14 protein-coding genes and 2 riboswitches are annotated in these 17,372 nt (G+C 64.6%); of the genes, 8 read left to right on the top strand and 6 right to left on the bottom strand.

Annotated elements, in window-relative coordinates; genetic code table 11:
• Nucleotides 1–27: 27 nt before the first annotated feature.
• From J2W94_RS10680 to J2W94_RS10665, 4 genes are all read right to left on the bottom strand, one after another.
• Entirely contained in the window at nt 28–1,146 is a 1,119-nt protein-coding gene (locus J2W94_RS10680) for an acyltransferase family protein (RefSeq protein ID WP_310093708.1), read from the bottom strand.
• A 479-nt stretch (nt 1,147–1,625) separates the two neighbouring features.
• On the bottom strand, nt 1,626–1,928 hold the full coding sequence (locus tag J2W94_RS10675; RefSeq protein ID WP_310093020.1) for a transposase: 303 nt from the start codon (nt 1,926–1,928) through the stop codon (nt 1,626–1,628).
• Complete coding sequence (locus J2W94_RS10670) at nt 1,922–2,089, bottom strand: hypothetical protein (RefSeq protein ID WP_310093017.1); 168 nt, start codon at nt 2,087–2,089, stop codon at nt 1,922–1,924. Before J2W94_RS10670 ends, J2W94_RS10675 begins: the two co-directional genes overlap by 7 nt.
• Nucleotides 2,090–2,303: 214 nt before the next feature.
• On the bottom strand, nt 2,304–3,053 hold the full coding sequence (locus tag J2W94_RS10665; RefSeq protein ID WP_310093015.1) for a GntR family transcriptional regulator: 750 nt from the start codon (nt 3,051–3,053) through the stop codon (nt 2,304–2,306).
• Nucleotides 3,054–3,189: 136 nt separating this feature from the next.
• Here J2W94_RS10665 and zwf point away from each other — a divergent pair, with 136 nt between their 5' ends.
• The 7 genes from zwf (at nt 3,190) to J2W94_RS10630 (ending at nt 12,857) form a co-directional block, all read left to right on the top strand.
• The gene (gene zwf, locus J2W94_RS10660; RefSeq protein ID WP_310093013.1) at nt 3,190–4,668 is read left to right on the top strand and encodes a glucose-6-phosphate dehydrogenase; all 1,479 of its coding nucleotides are present in this window, start codon (nt 3,190–3,192) and stop codon (nt 4,666–4,668) included.
• Between the two features lie 44 nt (nt 4,669–4,712).
• A complete protein-coding gene (pgl, locus tag J2W94_RS10655; RefSeq protein WP_310093011.1) occupies nt 4,713–5,432 on the top strand; it encodes a 6-phosphogluconolactonase in 720 nt (239 codons plus the stop codon).
• A 146-nt stretch (nt 5,433–5,578) separates the two neighbouring features.
• Nucleotides 5,579–6,097: a c-type cytochrome gene (locus J2W94_RS10650; RefSeq protein WP_310093009.1), complete on the top strand. Its 519-nt coding sequence runs from the start codon at nt 5,579–5,581 to the stop codon at nt 6,095–6,097.
• Nucleotides 6,098–6,172: 75 nt separating this feature from the next.
• A complete protein-coding gene (locus J2W94_RS10645; protein ID WP_310093007.1) occupies nt 6,173–7,906 on the top strand; it encodes an ExeM/NucH family extracellular endonuclease in 1,734 nt (577 codons plus the stop codon).
• A 119-nt stretch (nt 7,907–8,025) separates the two neighbouring features.
• Nucleotides 8,026–8,688 carry an alpha/beta hydrolase gene (locus tag J2W94_RS10640; protein WP_310093005.1) on the top strand — a complete coding sequence of 221 codons (663 nt, stop codon included), beginning with the start codon at nt 8,026–8,028 and terminating at the stop codon, nt 8,686–8,688.
• Nucleotides 8,689–8,711: 23 nt separating this feature from the next.
• Nucleotides 8,712–9,794, top strand: a complete 1,083-nt coding sequence (gene zapE / locus J2W94_RS10635; RefSeq protein ID WP_310093705.1) for a cell division protein ZapE — start codon at nt 8,712–8,714, stop codon at nt 9,792–9,794.
• A 158-nt stretch (nt 9,795–9,952) separates the two neighbouring features.
• Nucleotides 9,953–10,254, top strand: a riboswitch (cobalamin riboswitch).
• Between the two features lie 155 nt (nt 10,255–10,409).
• Complete coding sequence (locus J2W94_RS10630) at nt 10,410–12,857, top strand: ribonucleoside-diphosphate reductase subunit alpha (RefSeq protein ID WP_310093703.1); 2,448 nt, start codon at nt 10,410–10,412, stop codon at nt 12,855–12,857.
• A gap of 43 nt (nt 12,858–12,900) precedes the next feature.
• Here J2W94_RS10630 and J2W94_RS10625 read toward each other — a convergent pair whose 3' ends face one another.
• Nucleotides 12,901–13,254: a four helix bundle protein gene (locus J2W94_RS10625; RefSeq protein WP_310093002.1), complete on the bottom strand. Its 354-nt coding sequence runs from the start codon at nt 13,252–13,254 to the stop codon at nt 12,901–12,903.
• Nucleotides 13,255–13,319: 65 nt separating this feature from the next.
• Between J2W94_RS10625 and J2W94_RS10620 the strand changes: the two genes are divergently transcribed.
• Complete coding sequence (locus J2W94_RS10620) at nt 13,320–14,366, top strand: ribonucleotide-diphosphate reductase subunit beta (RefSeq protein ID WP_310092999.1); 1,047 nt, start codon at nt 13,320–13,322, stop codon at nt 14,364–14,366.
• Nucleotides 14,367–14,598: 232 nt separating this feature from the next.
• Here the strand turns inward: J2W94_RS10620 and metE are convergent, their stop codons facing one another.
• Nucleotides 14,599–16,911, bottom strand: a complete 2,313-nt coding sequence (metE, locus tag J2W94_RS10615; RefSeq protein WP_310092997.1) for a 5-methyltetrahydropteroyltriglutamate--homocysteine S-methyltransferase — start codon at nt 16,909–16,911, stop codon at nt 14,599–14,601.
• Between the two features lie 212 nt (nt 16,912–17,123).
• Nucleotides 17,124–17,365: riboswitch (cobalamin riboswitch) on the bottom strand.
• Between the last annotated feature and the right edge of the window lie 7 nt (nt 17,366–17,372).

Raw genomic sequence — 17,372 nt, 5'->3', positions numbered from 1 at the left:
TTCTCGGCTGGTCTGCCTCCGGCCACTCTAACTGGTGGTGGACTCGATGGCCGAGGGCAGCGACACCGACCGTGGTCGCGCCAAGATCCGTTCGCGCAGCCGCAGCCCGGGGCGTTCGACCAGATAATGCAGCACTGCGGCCGCGAGCAGCGAAGCGATGCCGTACACCGCGAAAGCCGCATAGCCTCTGCCTTCCAGCGCATCGCCGGCATGCGCGTACACCAGGCCGAAGATCGGCTTGTGCACGAGATACAAGCTGAAGGACACCATCGCCAACCAGCGCGCGCCGGGCAGCGCGCGGCGCCCGATCCAGCTGCCCGCCTGCGCTCCGGCGAACACCAGCAAGGCCAACCCCAGCGACAGCACCGGCCAACCGATGCTGTTGCCGAGCAAGCCGGTACGATCGCGGAACAGCCAGAACGCCATCGCCATGGTCGCCAGCCCGATCACCGACATGAGGTTGGCGTGCACGGCGAGGCGCGCCCAGGCGCCCGGGCGATAAGTCTTCCACACCGCGAGGGCCACACCGGCGAGCAGGCCGTCGAGCCTGTTCCAGGTCGGGTAGTAGATGTCCTCGACGAACCAGGCCCGTGCGGGCTGCAGCGCGTCGAAATGCAGCCAGATGGCGCTGCGCAGGGCGATCCCGCCGAGCACGATCGCCGCGCACAGCGCGGCGAAACCTGCGACCGACGAGCGTTTTGCGAGCAGCCATGCCAATAGCGGGAACACAAGGTAGAAATGCTCCTCGACGCACAGCGACCATGCGTGGGAGAAGGTCGCGTTCTCAGCGTAATCGATCGACAGGTTGACGAAGAAGCCGGCGAACTTCCACCACGGTTCCATGCCCGGCGCTTCGCGGAATCCCGGCCACAGCAGATACACCGCCAGCACCGCCCAGAACGCAGGCAGGATCCGGAACGCGCGGCGCACGTAGAACTCGCGGAATGAGAACCGACCGCCGGCCGCCAGTGGCTTCAGCACCTGCGAACCGATCAGGAACCCGCTGAGCACGAAGAAGAGATCGACGCCCATCCAGCCGTAGCGCTGCGCCCAGGCCCAGTCCTCGCCCAGTCCGCCGACGAGGAAAGAATGGAACAGCATCGTCCAGACGACGGCGAGCGCGCGCAGCAGATCCAAGCCAGGCAGATGCGCGCCGTGCGCGGGCGACGGCGCAGGAACAGGGCCGCCGTCGTCGTTCGTCGTGCTGATGCTGTTCACTGCGCTTCGCTCTGTGGGTTGCCGGGCTCGGCACTGTAATCGAGACGCCCGCGCATTGCAGACCCCGGGCGCCAGTCCGTGCCCGGGTCGCGCCGAGCCGTACCTCGTTGCGGCATGGACGGAGATCAAACGTCATCGTCGCGTAACCGGCGTATCGAAGGACCGATGCAGGTCCGGCTGGTGCGCACGCGCGCGCCATCACGCAGACGCAGCAAATGCCCGACCGCAGCCCGTCCGATCTTCGATCAACAAGATGCGAACCCGGTTCGCGTCCGCCAATCGATCATCGTCATGTCCGGTGTGGGAAGCGGGTGCCCACACTCACCGCGACAACGGGGACTTGCGCCAGCGCGTGCGGGACCCTCATGCCTTCCGACAGGGGCTGATGCCCTTCTTGTGCAACGTGCCTACTTCATCGTGCCGCGCAAGCGTTGGATGCGGTAGTTGGCCTGGAACTTCTCCACCATGCCCCTAAGCAACGCCTGGGTTTCCGGCAGCTCCTCCATGGCCTTGGCCACGTCTTCCCACAGATCTTCGTGCGCCCAACGTCCGAAACGGATGTAGATGGCGTGCCAAGCGCCGTATTCTGGCGGAATGTCCGACCAGTAGGCTCTGGTATGCGCCATCCACAATACCGCTTCGACGAAGCGGCGGGCGTTGCCGCCGTTGCTGGCGCGCACGCCGATGCGCCCGGGCAGTATCGCTAGCACACGCGCCCATTGCCCATCGTTGAGCCGCTGGCGCGCACGCCAATTGGCTTCGCGCCGCCAAACATCAGTTCGCGGATCTGATCCATCTTGTTGTCGCTTGCATCCGCATTGGCCGCTTCGGGCGCCTTGCCGGCGATTTCCAAACGTTTATTCGCACCCATGCTCTCTACTCCGACGTTTACTGCACCACCGTAGTCGCACCCGGCCTTTTCCGTAGCCAAATTGCGGCCGCCTCAGACGCCATGGTGCGACATTAGTCACATTATCGGCTGTTGGGTGAAGAAACTCTCATTACTCTGAAATTCGTGAGATTTCTCACATTTAAACCTCCCCGCCGCGCCTCCCCCAGTTCGTCCCGGCCAACCGACTACCCCGCTAATCGCTATGCAGCTCGGCGACGAAATCGTAGGCGTCGCCGCGATAGAACGAGCGGGTGGATTCCACCACTCGGCCGTCGGCGAGGAAGGCGCGCCGCTCGATCAGCAGTCCGGGGCTGCCGGCCGGCAAATTCAGCAATCGGGCGGTTTCCGCATCCAGGGCCACGGCACGCAGGTGCTGCAGGGCACGAACCGGACGATGGCCGTGCGGCTGCAAGGCCTCGTACAGGGAATCGATCACGCTCAGCGGATCGGGGAGCAGCGCGTGCGGCACCAGCGTGCGCTCTACCGCCAGCGGCGCGTCGCCGCCATAACGCACACGATGGAACCGGATCACCCCGCTGCCCGGCGACAGGTTCAGCGCCATGGCTTCCTCCGGAGTGACTTCGCCCACGCTGCGTTCGAAGAACTCCGAACGCGGGTTGAGTCCGCGCTCGCGCAGGTCGTCTGTGAAGCTGGTCAGGCGCGAGAACGAACGCTGGATGCGCTCGGCCACGAAGCTGCCTGCCCCGTGGCGTTGGGTCAGCAGGCCGGACTCGACCAGTCCGGACAGCGCCCGGCGCACGGTGACGCGCGACAGCGATAACTGCGTACACAGGTCGCGCTCGCTGGGCAGCGCCTGCCCTGGCTGCAGCACGCCGCTGTCGATGAGGTTGTGCACCGCCCGTCGCAACCGCACATAGGCCAGGGTGCGGGTGGTTTCGGCGGCGCCAAGGCGCTGGTATTCGCGGGACAGGGCGGAGGACATAAGGAGAAAGTACCAATGAAATACCAATCCCGCAAGCTAGGTGACCAATCTCCATTAATCAAGGGCATGGATGGCCACCATGGTATTTCGGTGGTATTTTCCTCGTTCCACCACCGTTCCTTCCAAGAGACCTGATGTGACCGCCAAGACTGTTCCCGTCGACACCTTCGACCTCGTGATTTTCGGCGGCACCGGCGACTTGGCGCTGCGCAAGCTGCTGCCTGGTCTGTTTCGCCGTTACGCCGACGGCCAGATTCCCGAGGACAGCCGCATCATCGGCGTGGCCCGCGACAAACAGTCCAACGACGACTACCGGGCCAAGGTCAATGAGGCGCTGGCCTCGGTGGTGGGCGGCGAGCCTTCGCTGCAGGCGAAGTTGGCCCCCTTCCTGGAGAAGCTCGGGTACCACGCGCTCGACGCGACCAAGGACGAAGGCTGGCAGGCCTTCGCCGAGGAGCTGCTGACCCATGGCGACCGCATCCGCGTGTTCTACCTGTCCACCAGCCCCAGCCTGTTCGTCGACATTTGCACCCGGCTCAAGGCGCATGGCCTCAACACCGGCAAGGCGCGGGTGGTGATCGAAAAACCGATCGGCAAGGATTCGGCCAGCGCGGCGGTGATCAACGATGCGGTCGGCAGCGCGTTCGCCGAAAGCCAGATCTTCCGCATCGACCATTACCTGGGCAAGGAAACGGTGCAGAACCTGATGGCGCTGCGCTTCGCCAACATCCTGTTCGAGCCGTTGTGGAACTCCAACTACGTCGACCATGTGCAGATCACCGTGGCCGAGACCGTGGGCCTGGAAAAACGCGCCGGCTACTACGACACCTCCGGCGCGCTGCGCGACATGGTCCAGAACCACCTGCTGCAGTTGCTGTGCATGGTGTCGATGGAGCCGCCGGCGGCGATGGAAGCCGATGCGGTGCGCGACGAGAAGCTGAAGGTGCTGCGCTCGCTGCGCCCGATCGACGCCGAGGACGCCGCGCAATTGACCGTGCGCGGCCAGTATCGCGCGGGCGCCAGCAACGGCGGCGCGGTGCCAGGCTATCTCACCGAGCTGGGCCGCAACGATTCGCGCACCGAAACCTTCGTCGCGATCAAGGCCGAAGTGGACAACTGGCGCTGGGCCGGGGTGCCGTTCTATCTGCGTACCGGCAAGCGCCTGTCCGAACGCGTGTCGGAGATCGTGGTCGCGTTCCGCCCGGTGCCGCATTCCATCTTCGAACACACCGCCGGGCCGGTGATGGCCAACAAGCTGGTGCTGCGCCTGCAGCCCGACGAAGGCGTGAAGCTGTGGCTGATGATCAAGGATCCGGGCCCGGGCGGCCTGCGCCTGCAGCACGTGCCGCTGGACATGAGCTTCGCCGAGGCCTTCGGCGTGCACCAGCCCGAAGCTTACGAACGCCTGCTGATGGATGTCGTGCGCGGCAATCCGACTTTGTTCATGCGTCGCGACGAAGTGGAAGCGGCGTGGAAGTGGGTCGACCCGATCCTGGCCGCCTGGGAAACCCTGCGCGAAGCACCGAAGCCCTACACCGCCGGTTCGTGGGGCCCGAGCGCAGCCGTCGCCTTGATCGAGCGCGATGGCCGCACCTGGCATGAAGACGCGGCCTGAGTGCTTTTCCTTATTCCACCGGGAGAGGGGAAGCAGGAGCAACCATGAGCACCGATCTTTCCACTCAAATTCAGCATCACACCTTCGCTGATCCGCAGGCGCTGGCGAATGCCTTGGCCCACTCGGTCGCCGAGGATCTGCGCGCAGCGCTTGCCGTGCGGGACACCGCTAGCATCGCCCTGTCCGGTGGCAATACTCCCAAGGCCTTCATGCAGGCGCTCGCCTTGCAGGAGCTGGACTGGCCCGGTGTGATGGTGACGCTGGTGGACGAGCGCTGGGTGCCCGAATCGAGCGAACGCTCGAATGCGGCACTGGTGAGAAGCAACCTACTGCATGGTCCCGCCGCCCAGGCGCGTTTCGTTCCGCTTTATCGCGATGCGCCGGATCCGGAGAGCGCGATCGGTGAAATCGAGGATGGTCTGGCGATCTTGCCCCGCCCCTTCGACGTGGTGGTGCTGGGCATGGGCAACGACGGCCACACCGCCTCGTTCTTCCCTGGCGGCGATCACCTCGCCGCCGCCCTGGATCCGGCCACCACGGCGCTGGCGTTGCCGATGCGCGCGCCCGCCGCCGGCGAACCCCGCATCACCCTGACCCTGCCGCCGATCCTGGCCGCGCGCCGCCTGTATCTGCATATCGAAGGCATAAGCAAGCAAGAGGTCTTGGCACAGGCAGTTTCCGGCGAAGGTCAAGGCGCCGCCTATCCCATCCGCAGCGTGCTGAAACAAGCCCGCTCCCGCGTGCAGATTTACTGGACGGCTTGAGGCATCCGCACCTGCCCTGCTTATAATGGAGGCCTTGCCTGCGGCGCTTGCGCCCGGATTCGTCCCTTAACCTGCATGCGGCAGCCCCGGGATCCCTGATTTTTCGTAGCCAAGCACGGCCCAGGCCGTGCTGCCAAAGGTGGAAAGTGCGTAACTACGACCTCGAATTCCTCAAGCATTTCTCCATGGTCATCGGCTTCCTGATGCTGGTGACCCTGGGCCTGATCGCCGGTGCGTTCTATCTGCACGGCACCATTCCGCCGGAAGTCTCGCCGGTCGCGGCCAAGCAGACCGAGGCGCGCATCGCCCCGGCCGGCGCCGTGTACGCCGGCGCCACCGGCGCCGCCGCCCAGGCAGCGGCGCAGGCAGCGGCGCTGGCGGCAGCGTCCGCCCAGCAGGCCTATGGCGGCACCCTGGACGGCGGCGTGATCTACCAGAACCTGTGCGGCGCCTGCCATACCAATGGCGTGGGCAAGGCGCCCACCCTGACCGCCGCCGGCTTCGGCGCGCGCGCGGCCAAGGGCAAGGACACCTTGTACAAGCACGCCATCGAAGGCTTCACCGGTCCCGACGGCGGGGTGATGCCGCCCAAGGGCGGTAATCCGGGCCTCACAGAAGAACAAATCCACGCCACCGTCGACTGGATGCTGGCCAACGTCAAGTAAGCTTCGGCCCTGCCGATGCGCCGAAAACGCCGCCTTCGGGCGGCGTTTTCGTATGAACTTATCTTCGGAGTCGTCATGACCGTATCCCGCTTCCACGCTTCCCTGCTGCTCGCGCTGGTTTGCGCCTGCGGCGCCGCTTCCACCTACGCCGCGGTCAAGCGCAGCGTCATCACCATCGGCAGGGCGCAGGGGCGCGGCGACCGCAGCCCGTTGGAAGGTCAGCAGGTCATCGTGCAGGGCACGATTACCGGCAATTTCGTCGACGGCCTGGGCGGGTTTTTCCTCCAGGACGGCGGCGATGGCGATGCGTTCACTTCCGATGCCCTGTTCGTCGTTCCTCCCAAGGCGTCCAAGACCAAATTGCGCACCGGCGACACGGTGCGCGTCTACGGCCGCGTGTTCGAGGACGCGGGCGATGGCAAGTCGGTGGGTACCTCGACCACCGTTCTGGCCGAGCGCATAGAACCGGTGAAGCCCGCCAAGCCCGTCCCCGTCATTCCCACCGTACTCACCGCGCCGCCGGATCGCTGGGAGGTACTGGAAGGCATGCTGGTCATGATCGACGCACCGCTGAGCCTCAACGGCACCGATGCGCGCTACGCCGAAACCAGCGCCAGCTTCGGCGGCCGTCTGTGGACGCCGAGCGAAATCTTCGCCCCCGGCAGCGAGCGCTTCCAGGAGGTCGTGAGATTCAACGCCCGGCGGCGGATCGTGCTGGACGACGCCAGCAACCGTCGCGATCCAAAAACGATCTGGTATATGCCCGAGGGCGTGCCGCGCAGCGGCAGCATCGCCAGCGGCGCGCAAGGCATCGTCGACCAGCGCCAAGGCAGCTATCGCCTGCAGCTGACCGTTCCGCTGGAAACCAAACCCACCGCGCGGCCGGCCGCGCCCAAGGTAGCCGGTAGCCTGCGCGTGGCCGTGTTCAACATGGAGAACCTGTTCAACGGCGACGGCCAGGGCAGCGGATTCCCCACCCTGCGTGGCGCCAAGACGCCGGCGCAGCTGAAAGCGCAGACGGACAAACTGGTGCTGACCTTGAAGGGACTCAATGCGGACATCGCCGCGCTGATGGAACTGGAGAACGATGGCTACGGCCCGCAATCGAGCATCGCGCAATTCGTCGATGCCTTGAATGCGGGCGGCGGCGACTGGCGTTACATCGATGCGCAGAAAGGTCCGGGCAGCGACGAAATCCGCGTCGGCCTGATCTACCGCAAGAACCGCGTGTCGCCGGTCGGCAAACCGGCGGTATTGGAAGAAGGGCCGTTCGGTGCGCGCAGCCGTGTGCCGTTGGCGCAGGCCTTCCGCCGCGGCAAGAATGGTCAGGTATTCGTGGTGGTGGCCAACCATTTCAAATCCAAAGGATGCACCGAAGCGACCGGCGCCGATGCGGACCAGCGCGACGGACAGAGTTGCTGGAACGCGCTGCGGCTGGATTCGGCGCAGCGCCTGGACGCATGGCTGAAGACCGACCCCACCGGTCAGCGCAGCGACAAGAAGCTGGTCGTCGGCGATTTCAACGCCTACGCGATGGAAGACCCGGTGCGCACCTTGCGCGAACGCGGATGGAAGGACGCCTTCACCGTGGCGAAAGTCCCGCAGCCTTACAGCTATCTCTACGGCGGCATGCTGGGCCGCCTGGACCATGCGCTGCTCAGCCCCGCCTTGGCCAAGCGTTTGCGTGGCGCCGCCGAGTGGCACAGCAACGCCGATGAACCGGAAGCCGAAGGTTACGCCGGCAACGATATCGAAGGGCCATGGCGCAGTTCCGACCATGATCCGATGGTCTTGGGCTTCGATCTATAGCTGCAGGGCCGTCGTGGGAGCGGCGTCCCGCCGCGAGCTTTTCAGGTTTTCTGCCAGCGGCCAAGCATGCGGGGCAAAGGCTCGCGGCGGGACGCCGCTCCCACGCTTACAATTCGTGCATGACTTCTCCCGACTTTCCCGATACTTCGTCGATGCTGGCTCTGCTCGGCCCTGCGGGCGGATTGGAAGTCGCCGTCGACCGTCCCGATGCCGATGTCGTCGCCTTGCCGCTGACGGTCGTGCTCTGCCATCCGCTCTCCACCGAAGGCGGCAGCATCAGCAACAAGGTAGTCACCATGGCCGCGCGCAGCCTGCGCGAACTGGGCGCGAACACGGTGCGCTTCAACTTCCGCGGCGTTGGTCAATCGGCAGGCAGTTTCGACCACGGCAACGGCGAATTGCAGGACCTGCTGGCGGTGGTGGCGTGGGTGCGCGAACAACGCCCGGACGACGATCTGTGGCTGGCCGGTTTCAGCTTCGGCGCTTATGTGTCCTTGCGCGCCAACGACACGGTGTTGCCCGATGCGCTGATCTCCATCGCGCCGCCGGCCGGACGCTGGGACTTCGACAAGATCGTGACGCCAGTCTGCCCCTGGCTGGTCATCCAGGGCGAGAACGACGAGATCGTCGATCCGCAGGCCGTCTACGACTGGATCGATACGCTGAAGCGCAAGCCCGACCTGGTGCGCATGCCCGATACCAGCCACTTCTTCCACCGCAAGCTGATCGACCTGCGCGGCGCCCTGCAGCACGGCGTGAAGCACTGGCTGCCGGCTGCGTGAGTGCCGTCCAGGAAGCGCGCGGGGTGCCGACGCCTTCGCAAGCCTATGCCCAGGGAGCGGCGCGCGGCGATTGGCAGGACGATCCCGCGCAACACGCCGCACTACGCGAACTCGACCGCATCCAGGACCAGCTGCTGGAGGCCGCTGATGCGGGTTGGCGTGGGAAGCTTTCGTTCTGGAAAAAGCCCGAGCCGGTCCGCGGCCTCTACCTGTGGGGCGGCGTGGGCCGCGGCAAGACGTTCCTGGTGGACCTGTTCTACGACGGCCTGCCGATCCAGCAGAAATACCGCACCCACTTCCATCGTTTCATGCGTGGCGTGCACGAACGCCTGCGCGAACACGCCGGCCAGAGCGATCCGCTGGCCAAGATCGTGGAGGAATGGCGCGACGAGCTGCGCGTGCTGGTGCTGGACGAATTCTTCGTCACCGATATCGGCGATGCGATGCTGCTCGGCCGCCTGCTGGAACGCATGTTCGCCGAGGGCGTGACCCTGGTGACCACTTCCAACACCGCGCCGGAAAACCTGTACAAGGACGGCCTGCAGCGCGAGAGCTTCCTGCCCGCCATCGCCCTGCTGCAGAAATACTGCGTGGCGCTGCACGCCGAAGGCGAGGAAGACTACCGTTTGCGCGCCCTGACCCGCTCGCCCGTGTACCGCACGCCGCTGGATGCGCAGTCGGACGCATGGCTGGGCGAACGTTGGCACGAACTGAGCGGCCTGACGGAGAAGCGCGGCAACATCGAAATCGAATCGCGCAAGATCCCGGTGCGGGGACGCGGCAAGAGCATCGTCTGGTTCGACTTCGCCGCGCTGTGCGAAGGCCCGCGCGGCACCAGCGACTACATCGAGATCGCGCGCGAATTCAACACCGTGCTGCTGGGCGGCGTTCCCGCCTTCGATCGCAGCAATGAAGACGCCGCGCGCCGCTTCCTCAACCTGATCGACGAGTTGTACGACCGCCACGTCAACCTGGTGTGCACCGCCGTCGCCTTGCCGACGGCCCTGTACTCCGGAGCGCGTCTGCTAGGCGCGTTCGAACGCACCGCCTCGCGATTGATCGAGATGCAGAGCGCGGAGTACCTGGCGACGCAGCACAAGGCGTGAGCGGCCGGCGTCGACGCGATTACGCCGATCGCATGTTCCACGCGCTGTCGCTTGCATCCTGCTGGCGTGAAACCTGAAACGCGTTCGCTGGACTCCGCGGCGGCGCGTCTTCGGCATAAAGATATTCCACATATAGCGTTGACGCATCATTGAAACCACACTATGTTGTGGTTGTCGGTTCCGACGGCTCACGCCGTCGGATGAAAAGGGAAGCCGGTGCGGCTCTTGCGAGCCCATCCCGGCACTGCCCCGCAGCGGTAGGTGGAAACGAACCCGTCAAATGCACTGGGATGCTGTCCCGGGAAGCGACGGGCTAGGCCGGGGCGAGGAGTGAGCGGGGAGGAGTGAAGAACGAGTAAGGGCAAAAGCTTCTGCTTCGCCGCTCACTCCTCACTCCTCCCCGCTCACTTCTCGCCCCAAGTCCACGAGTCCGAAGACCTGCCGACAGCCGCGCGAAGCACACCGCGCGGTGCCGGCCATGAAATCTCCGGGGGGAGAAGGCTGGTGACGCCACGCCTCGCGATTTTCGTCGCGAGGCTTGCGACACCGCGCTCCCATCCTGCGATGCACAAGGCCTGCGTTGCCTGCGAGGGACAGGCCGCCGCGTGCATCATGATGGGAGATACACCCGTGACACAAAACGAACAGGCGCTCGCCGAAGCGACCGACGATACTTCCTTCCTGCTGACCCCGCCGCCCACCGCCACCGCGATGAGCGTGACCAAGCGCAACGGCGGCCAGGAGCCGGTGGACCTCAACAAGATCGTGCGCGCGGTGCAGCGCAACTGCGACGGCCTGCACGCGATCGATCCGATGCGCGTAGCCACGCGCACCATTTCCGGCCTCTACAACGGCGCGACCACGCGCGAGCTGGACGAGCTTTCCATCCGCACCGCCGCCTTGCTCACGGCGGAAGAGCCGGAGTACGGCCGTCTCGGCGCGCGCTTGCTGGCCAACTACATCGCCAAGGAAGTCACCGGCCAGGAAATCCACGCCTTCTCGCAGTCGATCCTGCGCGGCCACGAAGTCGGCCTGATCAACGACCGTCTGCTCGGCTTCGTGCAGACCAACGCGCGCAAGTTGAACGACGCGCTGGATGCATCGCTGGATCTGCGCTTCGATTATTTCGGTCTGCGCACGTTGTACGACCGCTACCTGCTGCGCCATCCGCACACGCGCAAGGTGATCGAAACGCCGCAGCAGTTCTTCCTGCGCATCGCCTGCGCGCTGAGCGAAGACGTGCCCGAAGCGCTGGCGTTGTACCGGCGGATGGGCAACCTGGATTACCTGCCGAGCTCGCCGACGCTGTTCAACGCCGGCACCACGCACGAGCAACTCTCCAGCTGCTTCCTGCTGGACTCGCCGCTGGATTCGCTGGAGTCGATCTACCAGAAGTACGGCGATATCGCCCAGCTCTCGAAGTTCAGCGGCGGCATCGGCGTCAGCTTCACCCGCGTGCGTTCGCGCGGCTCGCTGATCAAGTCCACCAACGGCCATTCCAACGGCATCGTGCCGTGGCTGAAGACCCTGGATTCCTCGGTCGCGGCAGTGAACCAGGGCGGCAAGCGCAAAGGCGCCGCCTGTGTGTACCTGGAGCCGTGGCATGCGGACGTGGAGGAATTCCTGGAGCTGCGCGACAACACCGGCGACGAAGCCCGGCGCACGCACAACCTGAATCTTGCGAACTGGATCCCCGATCTTTTCATGAAGCGCGTGGAAGCCGACGCCGAGTGGTCGCTGTTCGACCCGCGCGTGGTGCCGGAATTCACCGACCTGTTCGGCGCCGATTTCGAGCGCGCCTACGAACAGGCCGAGCTGCAGGGCAAGGCGATGAAGTCGATCAAGGCGCGCGAGCTGTACGGCCGCATGATGCGTACCCTGGCCCAGACCGGCAACGGCTGGATGACCTTCAAGGACAAGTGCAACCGCGCCAGCAACCAGACCGCCAAGGCCGGCAACGTCATCCACCTGTCCAACCTGTGCACCGAAATCCTGGAGGTCACCTCCGCCGAGGAAACGGCGGTGTGCAACCTGGGCTCGGTCAACCTCAGCCACCACTTGGACGAAGACCCCGCCGCTCATCAATACGCCTTCGATTTCGACAAGCTGGCCGAAACCGTGCGCCTGGCCGTGCGCCAGCTGGACCGCGTGATCGACCTCAACTTCTATCCGATCGAAACCGCACGCCGCGGCAACCTGCGCTGGCGTCCTGTGGGGCTGGGCGTGATGGGCTTGCAGGACGTGTTCTTCAAACTGCGCCTGCCGTTCGACAGCGAGGAGGCGCGCAAGCTGTCGGCGAAGATCGCCGAGACGATCTACTACCACGCGCTGGAGACCTCGGTGGAACTGGCCGAGGAACGCGGCCGCCATCCCTCGTTCGCGGACACGCGCGCCGCGGCCGGCGAGCTCCAGTTCGAAGCCTGGAACGTGGCGCCCGAGCACATGGAGCGTTGGGAAACCCTGCGTGAGCGCATCAAAGAAAGCGGTCTGCGCAATTCGCTGCTGATCGCCATCGCCCCGACCGCGACCATCGCCTCCATCGCCGGCTGCTACGAATGCGTAGAACCGCAGACCAGCAACCTATTCAAGCGCGAGACGCTGTCGGGCGACTTCCTGCAGGTCAATCGTTATCTGGTCAACGAGCTGAAGAAGCTGGGCATGTGGACGCCGGAAGTGCGCGACGAGATCAAGCAGGCCGAAGGTTCTATCCAGAACGTCGCCCGCATTCCGCAAGCCTTGCGCGACATCTACCGCACTACGTGGGAAGTGCCGATGCGTTCGCTGATCGACATGGCCGCCGATCGTGGCGCCTTCATCGACCAGTCGGCTTCGCTCAACCTGTTCATGGAAAGCCCGAACATCGGCGCGATGTCGTCCATGTACATGTACGCGTGGAAGAAAGGCATCAAGACCACTTACTACCTGCGTTCGCGGCCGGCGACGAAGATCGCCAAGACCACGGTCGGCAATGCCGCCGTCGAAGCGCCGAAGCCCGCCTACACACCGGTGGAAGCGGTGAGCTGCTCGCTGGAAAATCCGGAGAGTTGCGAGGCGTGCCAGTGAAGCAGGAGTGAGTTGATAGGAATGAGGAGTGAGCCGAGCTTGCTTAGCCGTTGCGGGATCGCTGGCGCAGCGTCGTCAGCATCCTGCTGATCTCGTCGATCAAGCCAAAGGGCGTTTCCAAAAGTTCTGATGGCAGCCATCCGAGACGGCTGCATAGCGAGAGCTGGGTGTGGAGTTCGGAAAGGGATCCATGCGCGACGGCGAGAAAATGCGACCGCTCCTTTTTCGATTCGCGCGTCCAACCTTCTGCGATGTTGCTGGCGACGGATACCGCGGCGCGCGTGATCTGCAAACGGATTCCATAGCGTTCTTCGCCAGGCAGTTGCGTGACGCTCTGACATGCCAGCTCGGCCAGTTTCATTGCCTTGTTCCAAAGCGTTGTTTCCATGTAATGCATGCCCGCCTCCTTCATTCAGCCTAGCTCGCCCGTCTTGCTCGCTCCATCAGAGGAATCCTTCTTTCATGTCAGCCATAACCCCACTCACTCCTCACTCCTCTCAGCTCACTCCTCGCCTGCTGGACCCCGGCTTCGAACTAACCCTGCGCCCCATGCGCTATCCGCAGTTCTACGAGATGTACCGCAACGCCATCCGCAACACCTGGACCGTGGAGGAAGTGGATTTCTCGCTGGACACCAAGGACCTGAAGGACAAGTTCGGTCCGGCCGAGCGGCATCTGATCGAGCGCCTGATCGCGTTCTTCGCCACCGGCGACTCCATCGTCTCCAACAACCTGGTGCTGAACCTATACCAGCACATCAACGCGCCGGAAGCGCGCATGTACCTGTCGCGGCAGCTCTACGAAGAAGCGCTGCACGTGCAGTTCTACCTCACCCTGCTGGACACTTATCTGCCGGATCCGAACGAGCGCGCCAAGGCCTTCTCGGCAGTGGAGAACATTCCTTCGATCCACCGAAAGGCCGAGTTCTGCTTCAAGTGGATAGACTCGTTGCAGGGCATCCAGCGCATCGAGACGCGCGAACATCGTCGCCAGTTCCTGCTCAACATGGTCTGCTTCGCCGGTTGCATCGAGGGCCTGTTCTTCTTCGGCGCCTTCGCCTACGTGTACTACCTGCGATCGCGCGGACTGTTGCATGGACTGGCCAGCGGCACCAATTGGGTGTTCCGCGACGAGAGCGCGCACATGGCCTTCGCCTTCGAGGTGATCCGCACTGCGCGCGAGGAAGAGCCGGACCTGTTCGACGACGACTTCAAAGCCCAGGTGGTGCAGATGATGAGCGAAGCGGTGGAATGCGAGGTCGCCTTCGCCGAGGACACCTTGAGCGGCGGCGTCGCCGGCCTGTCAATCAAGGACATGCGCCAGTACCTGGAATATTGCGCCGACCAACGCATGGCCCAGCTGGGCATGCCCAAGCACTTCGGCTCGACCAATCCGTTCCCGTTCATGGACCTGCAGGACGTGCAGGAACTGACCAACTTCTTCGAGCGTCGCGTCTCCGCCTACCAGGTCGGCGTGCAGGGCGAAGTCGGTTTCGACCACGCGTTCTGAGCGAATGCTCAATTTGGTCGCAGTGCGAAGCTGAAGACATGACTGCTTTCCCCTCTCCCCTTGCGGGAGAGGGTGGCCGAAGGCCGGGAGAGGGCGCTCTTCGCGCGGTGCTGAAGGAAAAGGCAAAAGCACGCTCCGCTGCGCTGCGCGCCCCCTCTCCTGCCCTTTGGGCATCCTCTCCCACAAGGGGAGAGGAGAGAGCCTGGCCTTCGCGGGGATCATGAGACTTCGGCTATGCCGCTACGTACTCGCCCACCCGCATTTCCTTTGCCGCAGCCACCATCGCCGTCAACGCGGCGCGCGTCTCCGGCCAGCTGCGCGTCTTCAACCCGCAATCGGGATTGACCCAGATCTGTTCCGGCGCCAGCACGGCGCGCGCTTTCTTCAATAGATCCAGCATTTCCTGTCCGTCGGGGACGCGCGGCGAGTGGATGTCGTACACGCCCGGCCCGATCTCGTTGGGATAGCGGAACTTCACGAACGCCTCCAGCAACTCCATCCGCGAACGCGAGGTCTCGATGGAGATCACGTCCGCGTCCATCGCCGCGACCGCCTCCATGATGTCGTTGAACTCGGAGTAGCACATGTGGGTGTGGATCTGGGTGGCGTCGGCCACGCCCGAAGCGGTGATGCGAAACGCTTCCACCGCCCAGTCCAGGTAGGCCTTCCAGTCCGAGCGGCGTAGCGGCAGGCCTTCGCGGATCGCCGGCTCATCGATTTGGATCACGCCGATACCCGCGGCCTCCAGATCGGTCACTTCATCGCGCAGCGCCAGCGCGATCTGCCTGCAGGTCTGCGAGCGCGCCTGGTCGTCGCGCACGAACGACCACTGCAACACGGTCACCGGACCGGTCAACATGCCCTTCATCGGCTTGCCGGTCAGCGACTGCGCGTACTGCGACCAGCGCACGGTCATCGGCCGCGGACGGGTGACGTCGCCGTAGATGATCGGCGGTTTCACGCAGCGCGATCCATAGCTCTGCACCCAGCCGAGCTTGGTGAAGGCGAAACCTTCCAGCTGTTCGCCGAAATACTCGACCATGTCGTTGCGTTCGAATTCGCCATGCACCAGCACGTCGATGCCGATGTCTTCCTGGAAGCGCACGCATTTTTCGGTTTCCGCGGCCAGGAATGCGTCGTAATCGGCATCGGAAAGCGTGCCGGACTTGTTCTTGGCGCGCGCCTCCCGCACTTCCAGCGTCTGCGGGAACGAGCCGATGGTGGTGGTGGGGTAGGCCGGCAGCTTCAGGGCCAACTGTTGCAGCGAACGTCGCGCCTGATAGCCGGCGCTGCGCTGCGCGGAGGCTTCGGTCAGGGCGGCCAGGCGTGCGGCCACTTCCGGTTTGTGCACCCGGGAAGACTGTCGTCTGGATTCCAGCCGGTCGCACGCGACGGTCAGCTCCGCCTCGGCGTTGGGAAGCCCCTGCAGCGCATCGGCGAGCGTCCTGAGTTCCTCGATCTTCTGCCGCGCGAACGACAGCCACGAATGCAGATCGCCAGGCAACGATTTCTCGTTGCTCAGGTCGACGGGCACGTGCAGCAGCGAACACGAAGGCGCCAACCACAGATTGTTTGCGCCGACATGGCCGCTGGCGTATTTGGCCAGGATCAGCGCGTTGTCCAGATTGCTGCGCCAGACGTTGCGGCCATCGACCAGGCCCAGCGAAAGCACGCGCCGCTTCGGCAGCGCCTTCAGCACCGCATCCAGCTGTTCCTTGCCGCGCACCAGATCCACGTGCAGCCCCTCCACAGGCAACGAGGTGGCAAGGGCGAGGTTGTCGTTGAGCGCGCCGAAGTAGGTAGCCAACAACAACTTCGGTCGCGGCACGTTTTCCAGCGCGGCATAGGCAGCGCGATAGGCGGCATGGTCGTCGGCGTCTTGGTCCAGCACCAGGCAGGGCTCGTCGATCTGCACCCACTCGGCGCCGGCGTCTTTCAGTTTGCCGAGCAGTTCCGCATACGCCGGCAACAAGCGGTCGAGCAGATCCAGGCGGTCGCTGCCGTCCACGGCTTTCGACAGCAACAGAAAACTGACCGGCCCCAACAGCACGGGCCGCGCAGCAAAGCCCAGCGCCTTCGCCTCCAGGAATTCGGCCACCGGTTTGTCGCCGCGCAGGCGGAACCGCTGGTCGCGATGCAGCTCCGGCACCAGGTAGTGATAGTTGGTGTCGAACCATTTGGTCATTTCCAGCGCGTGCAGGTCCACGCCGTCCTTCTGCAGGCCGCGGGCGAGCGCGAAGTAGCCGGCCAGCGGATCGCGGTCGGCCAGCGCCCGGTAGCGGTCGGGGATGGCGTCGAACAGGAACGCGGTATCCAGCACGTGGTCGTACAGCGAGAAGTCGTTGCTGGGCACCACGTCGGCGCCGGCCTCCTTCTGCAGTCGCCAGTGGCGCTGGCGCAGGTCGCGTGCAGTGTCCTGCAGTTGGGCGGTGGAGATCTCGCCGCGCCAGCAAGCTTCCAGCGCGCGCTTGAGTTCGCGTTTGGCGCCGATGCGCGGAAAGCCTAGATTGGTAACGGTAATCGTGTTGCTCGTGGTTGTACTCATTGCGTTTCCTCATGCGGTTTCGGATGAGGAACGAAGGAACCGCGCGGAAGCCAGGCCGCATTGCGGTCCGTCTCGCCACGCCAGCGACCTTCGCCCCCGCGGGCGAACCGGACTTCCAAGGGCAAGGCGCAAGAGAACACGACCATGGTCTGCATCACGGTCGGTCGCTCCGGCCACCTCCCCTCGGAAGTTCCAGGTCATGCGGAAGACGTTCGCGTCCTCCGGCCGGGGCAGGTCTTCGGGCTCATGGACGGGCGCACGGATGACGAGTGCGCTGGCCTACTTTCCGCCGCTTCCCGGTCCGCGAGGACCAGTGCTATGACGGGGTTCGTTTCCAATTACCGCTGCGGGGCAGCGCCGGAATTGGACTCGTGCAGAGTCCGCACCGGCTTCCCTTTTAATTCCATCGCTATATCCGGATAAAGCGATGGAAACCTAGGCAAGCGCAAAGTACGCCGCTG

It is taken from the genome of Pseudoxanthomonas sacheonensis (assembly GCF_031455975.1).
Lineage (GTDB): Bacteria > Pseudomonadota > Gammaproteobacteria > Xanthomonadales > Xanthomonadaceae > Pseudoxanthomonas_A > Pseudoxanthomonas_A sacheonensis_A.
This window is presented reverse-complemented; position numbering and strand designations above follow the sequence as displayed.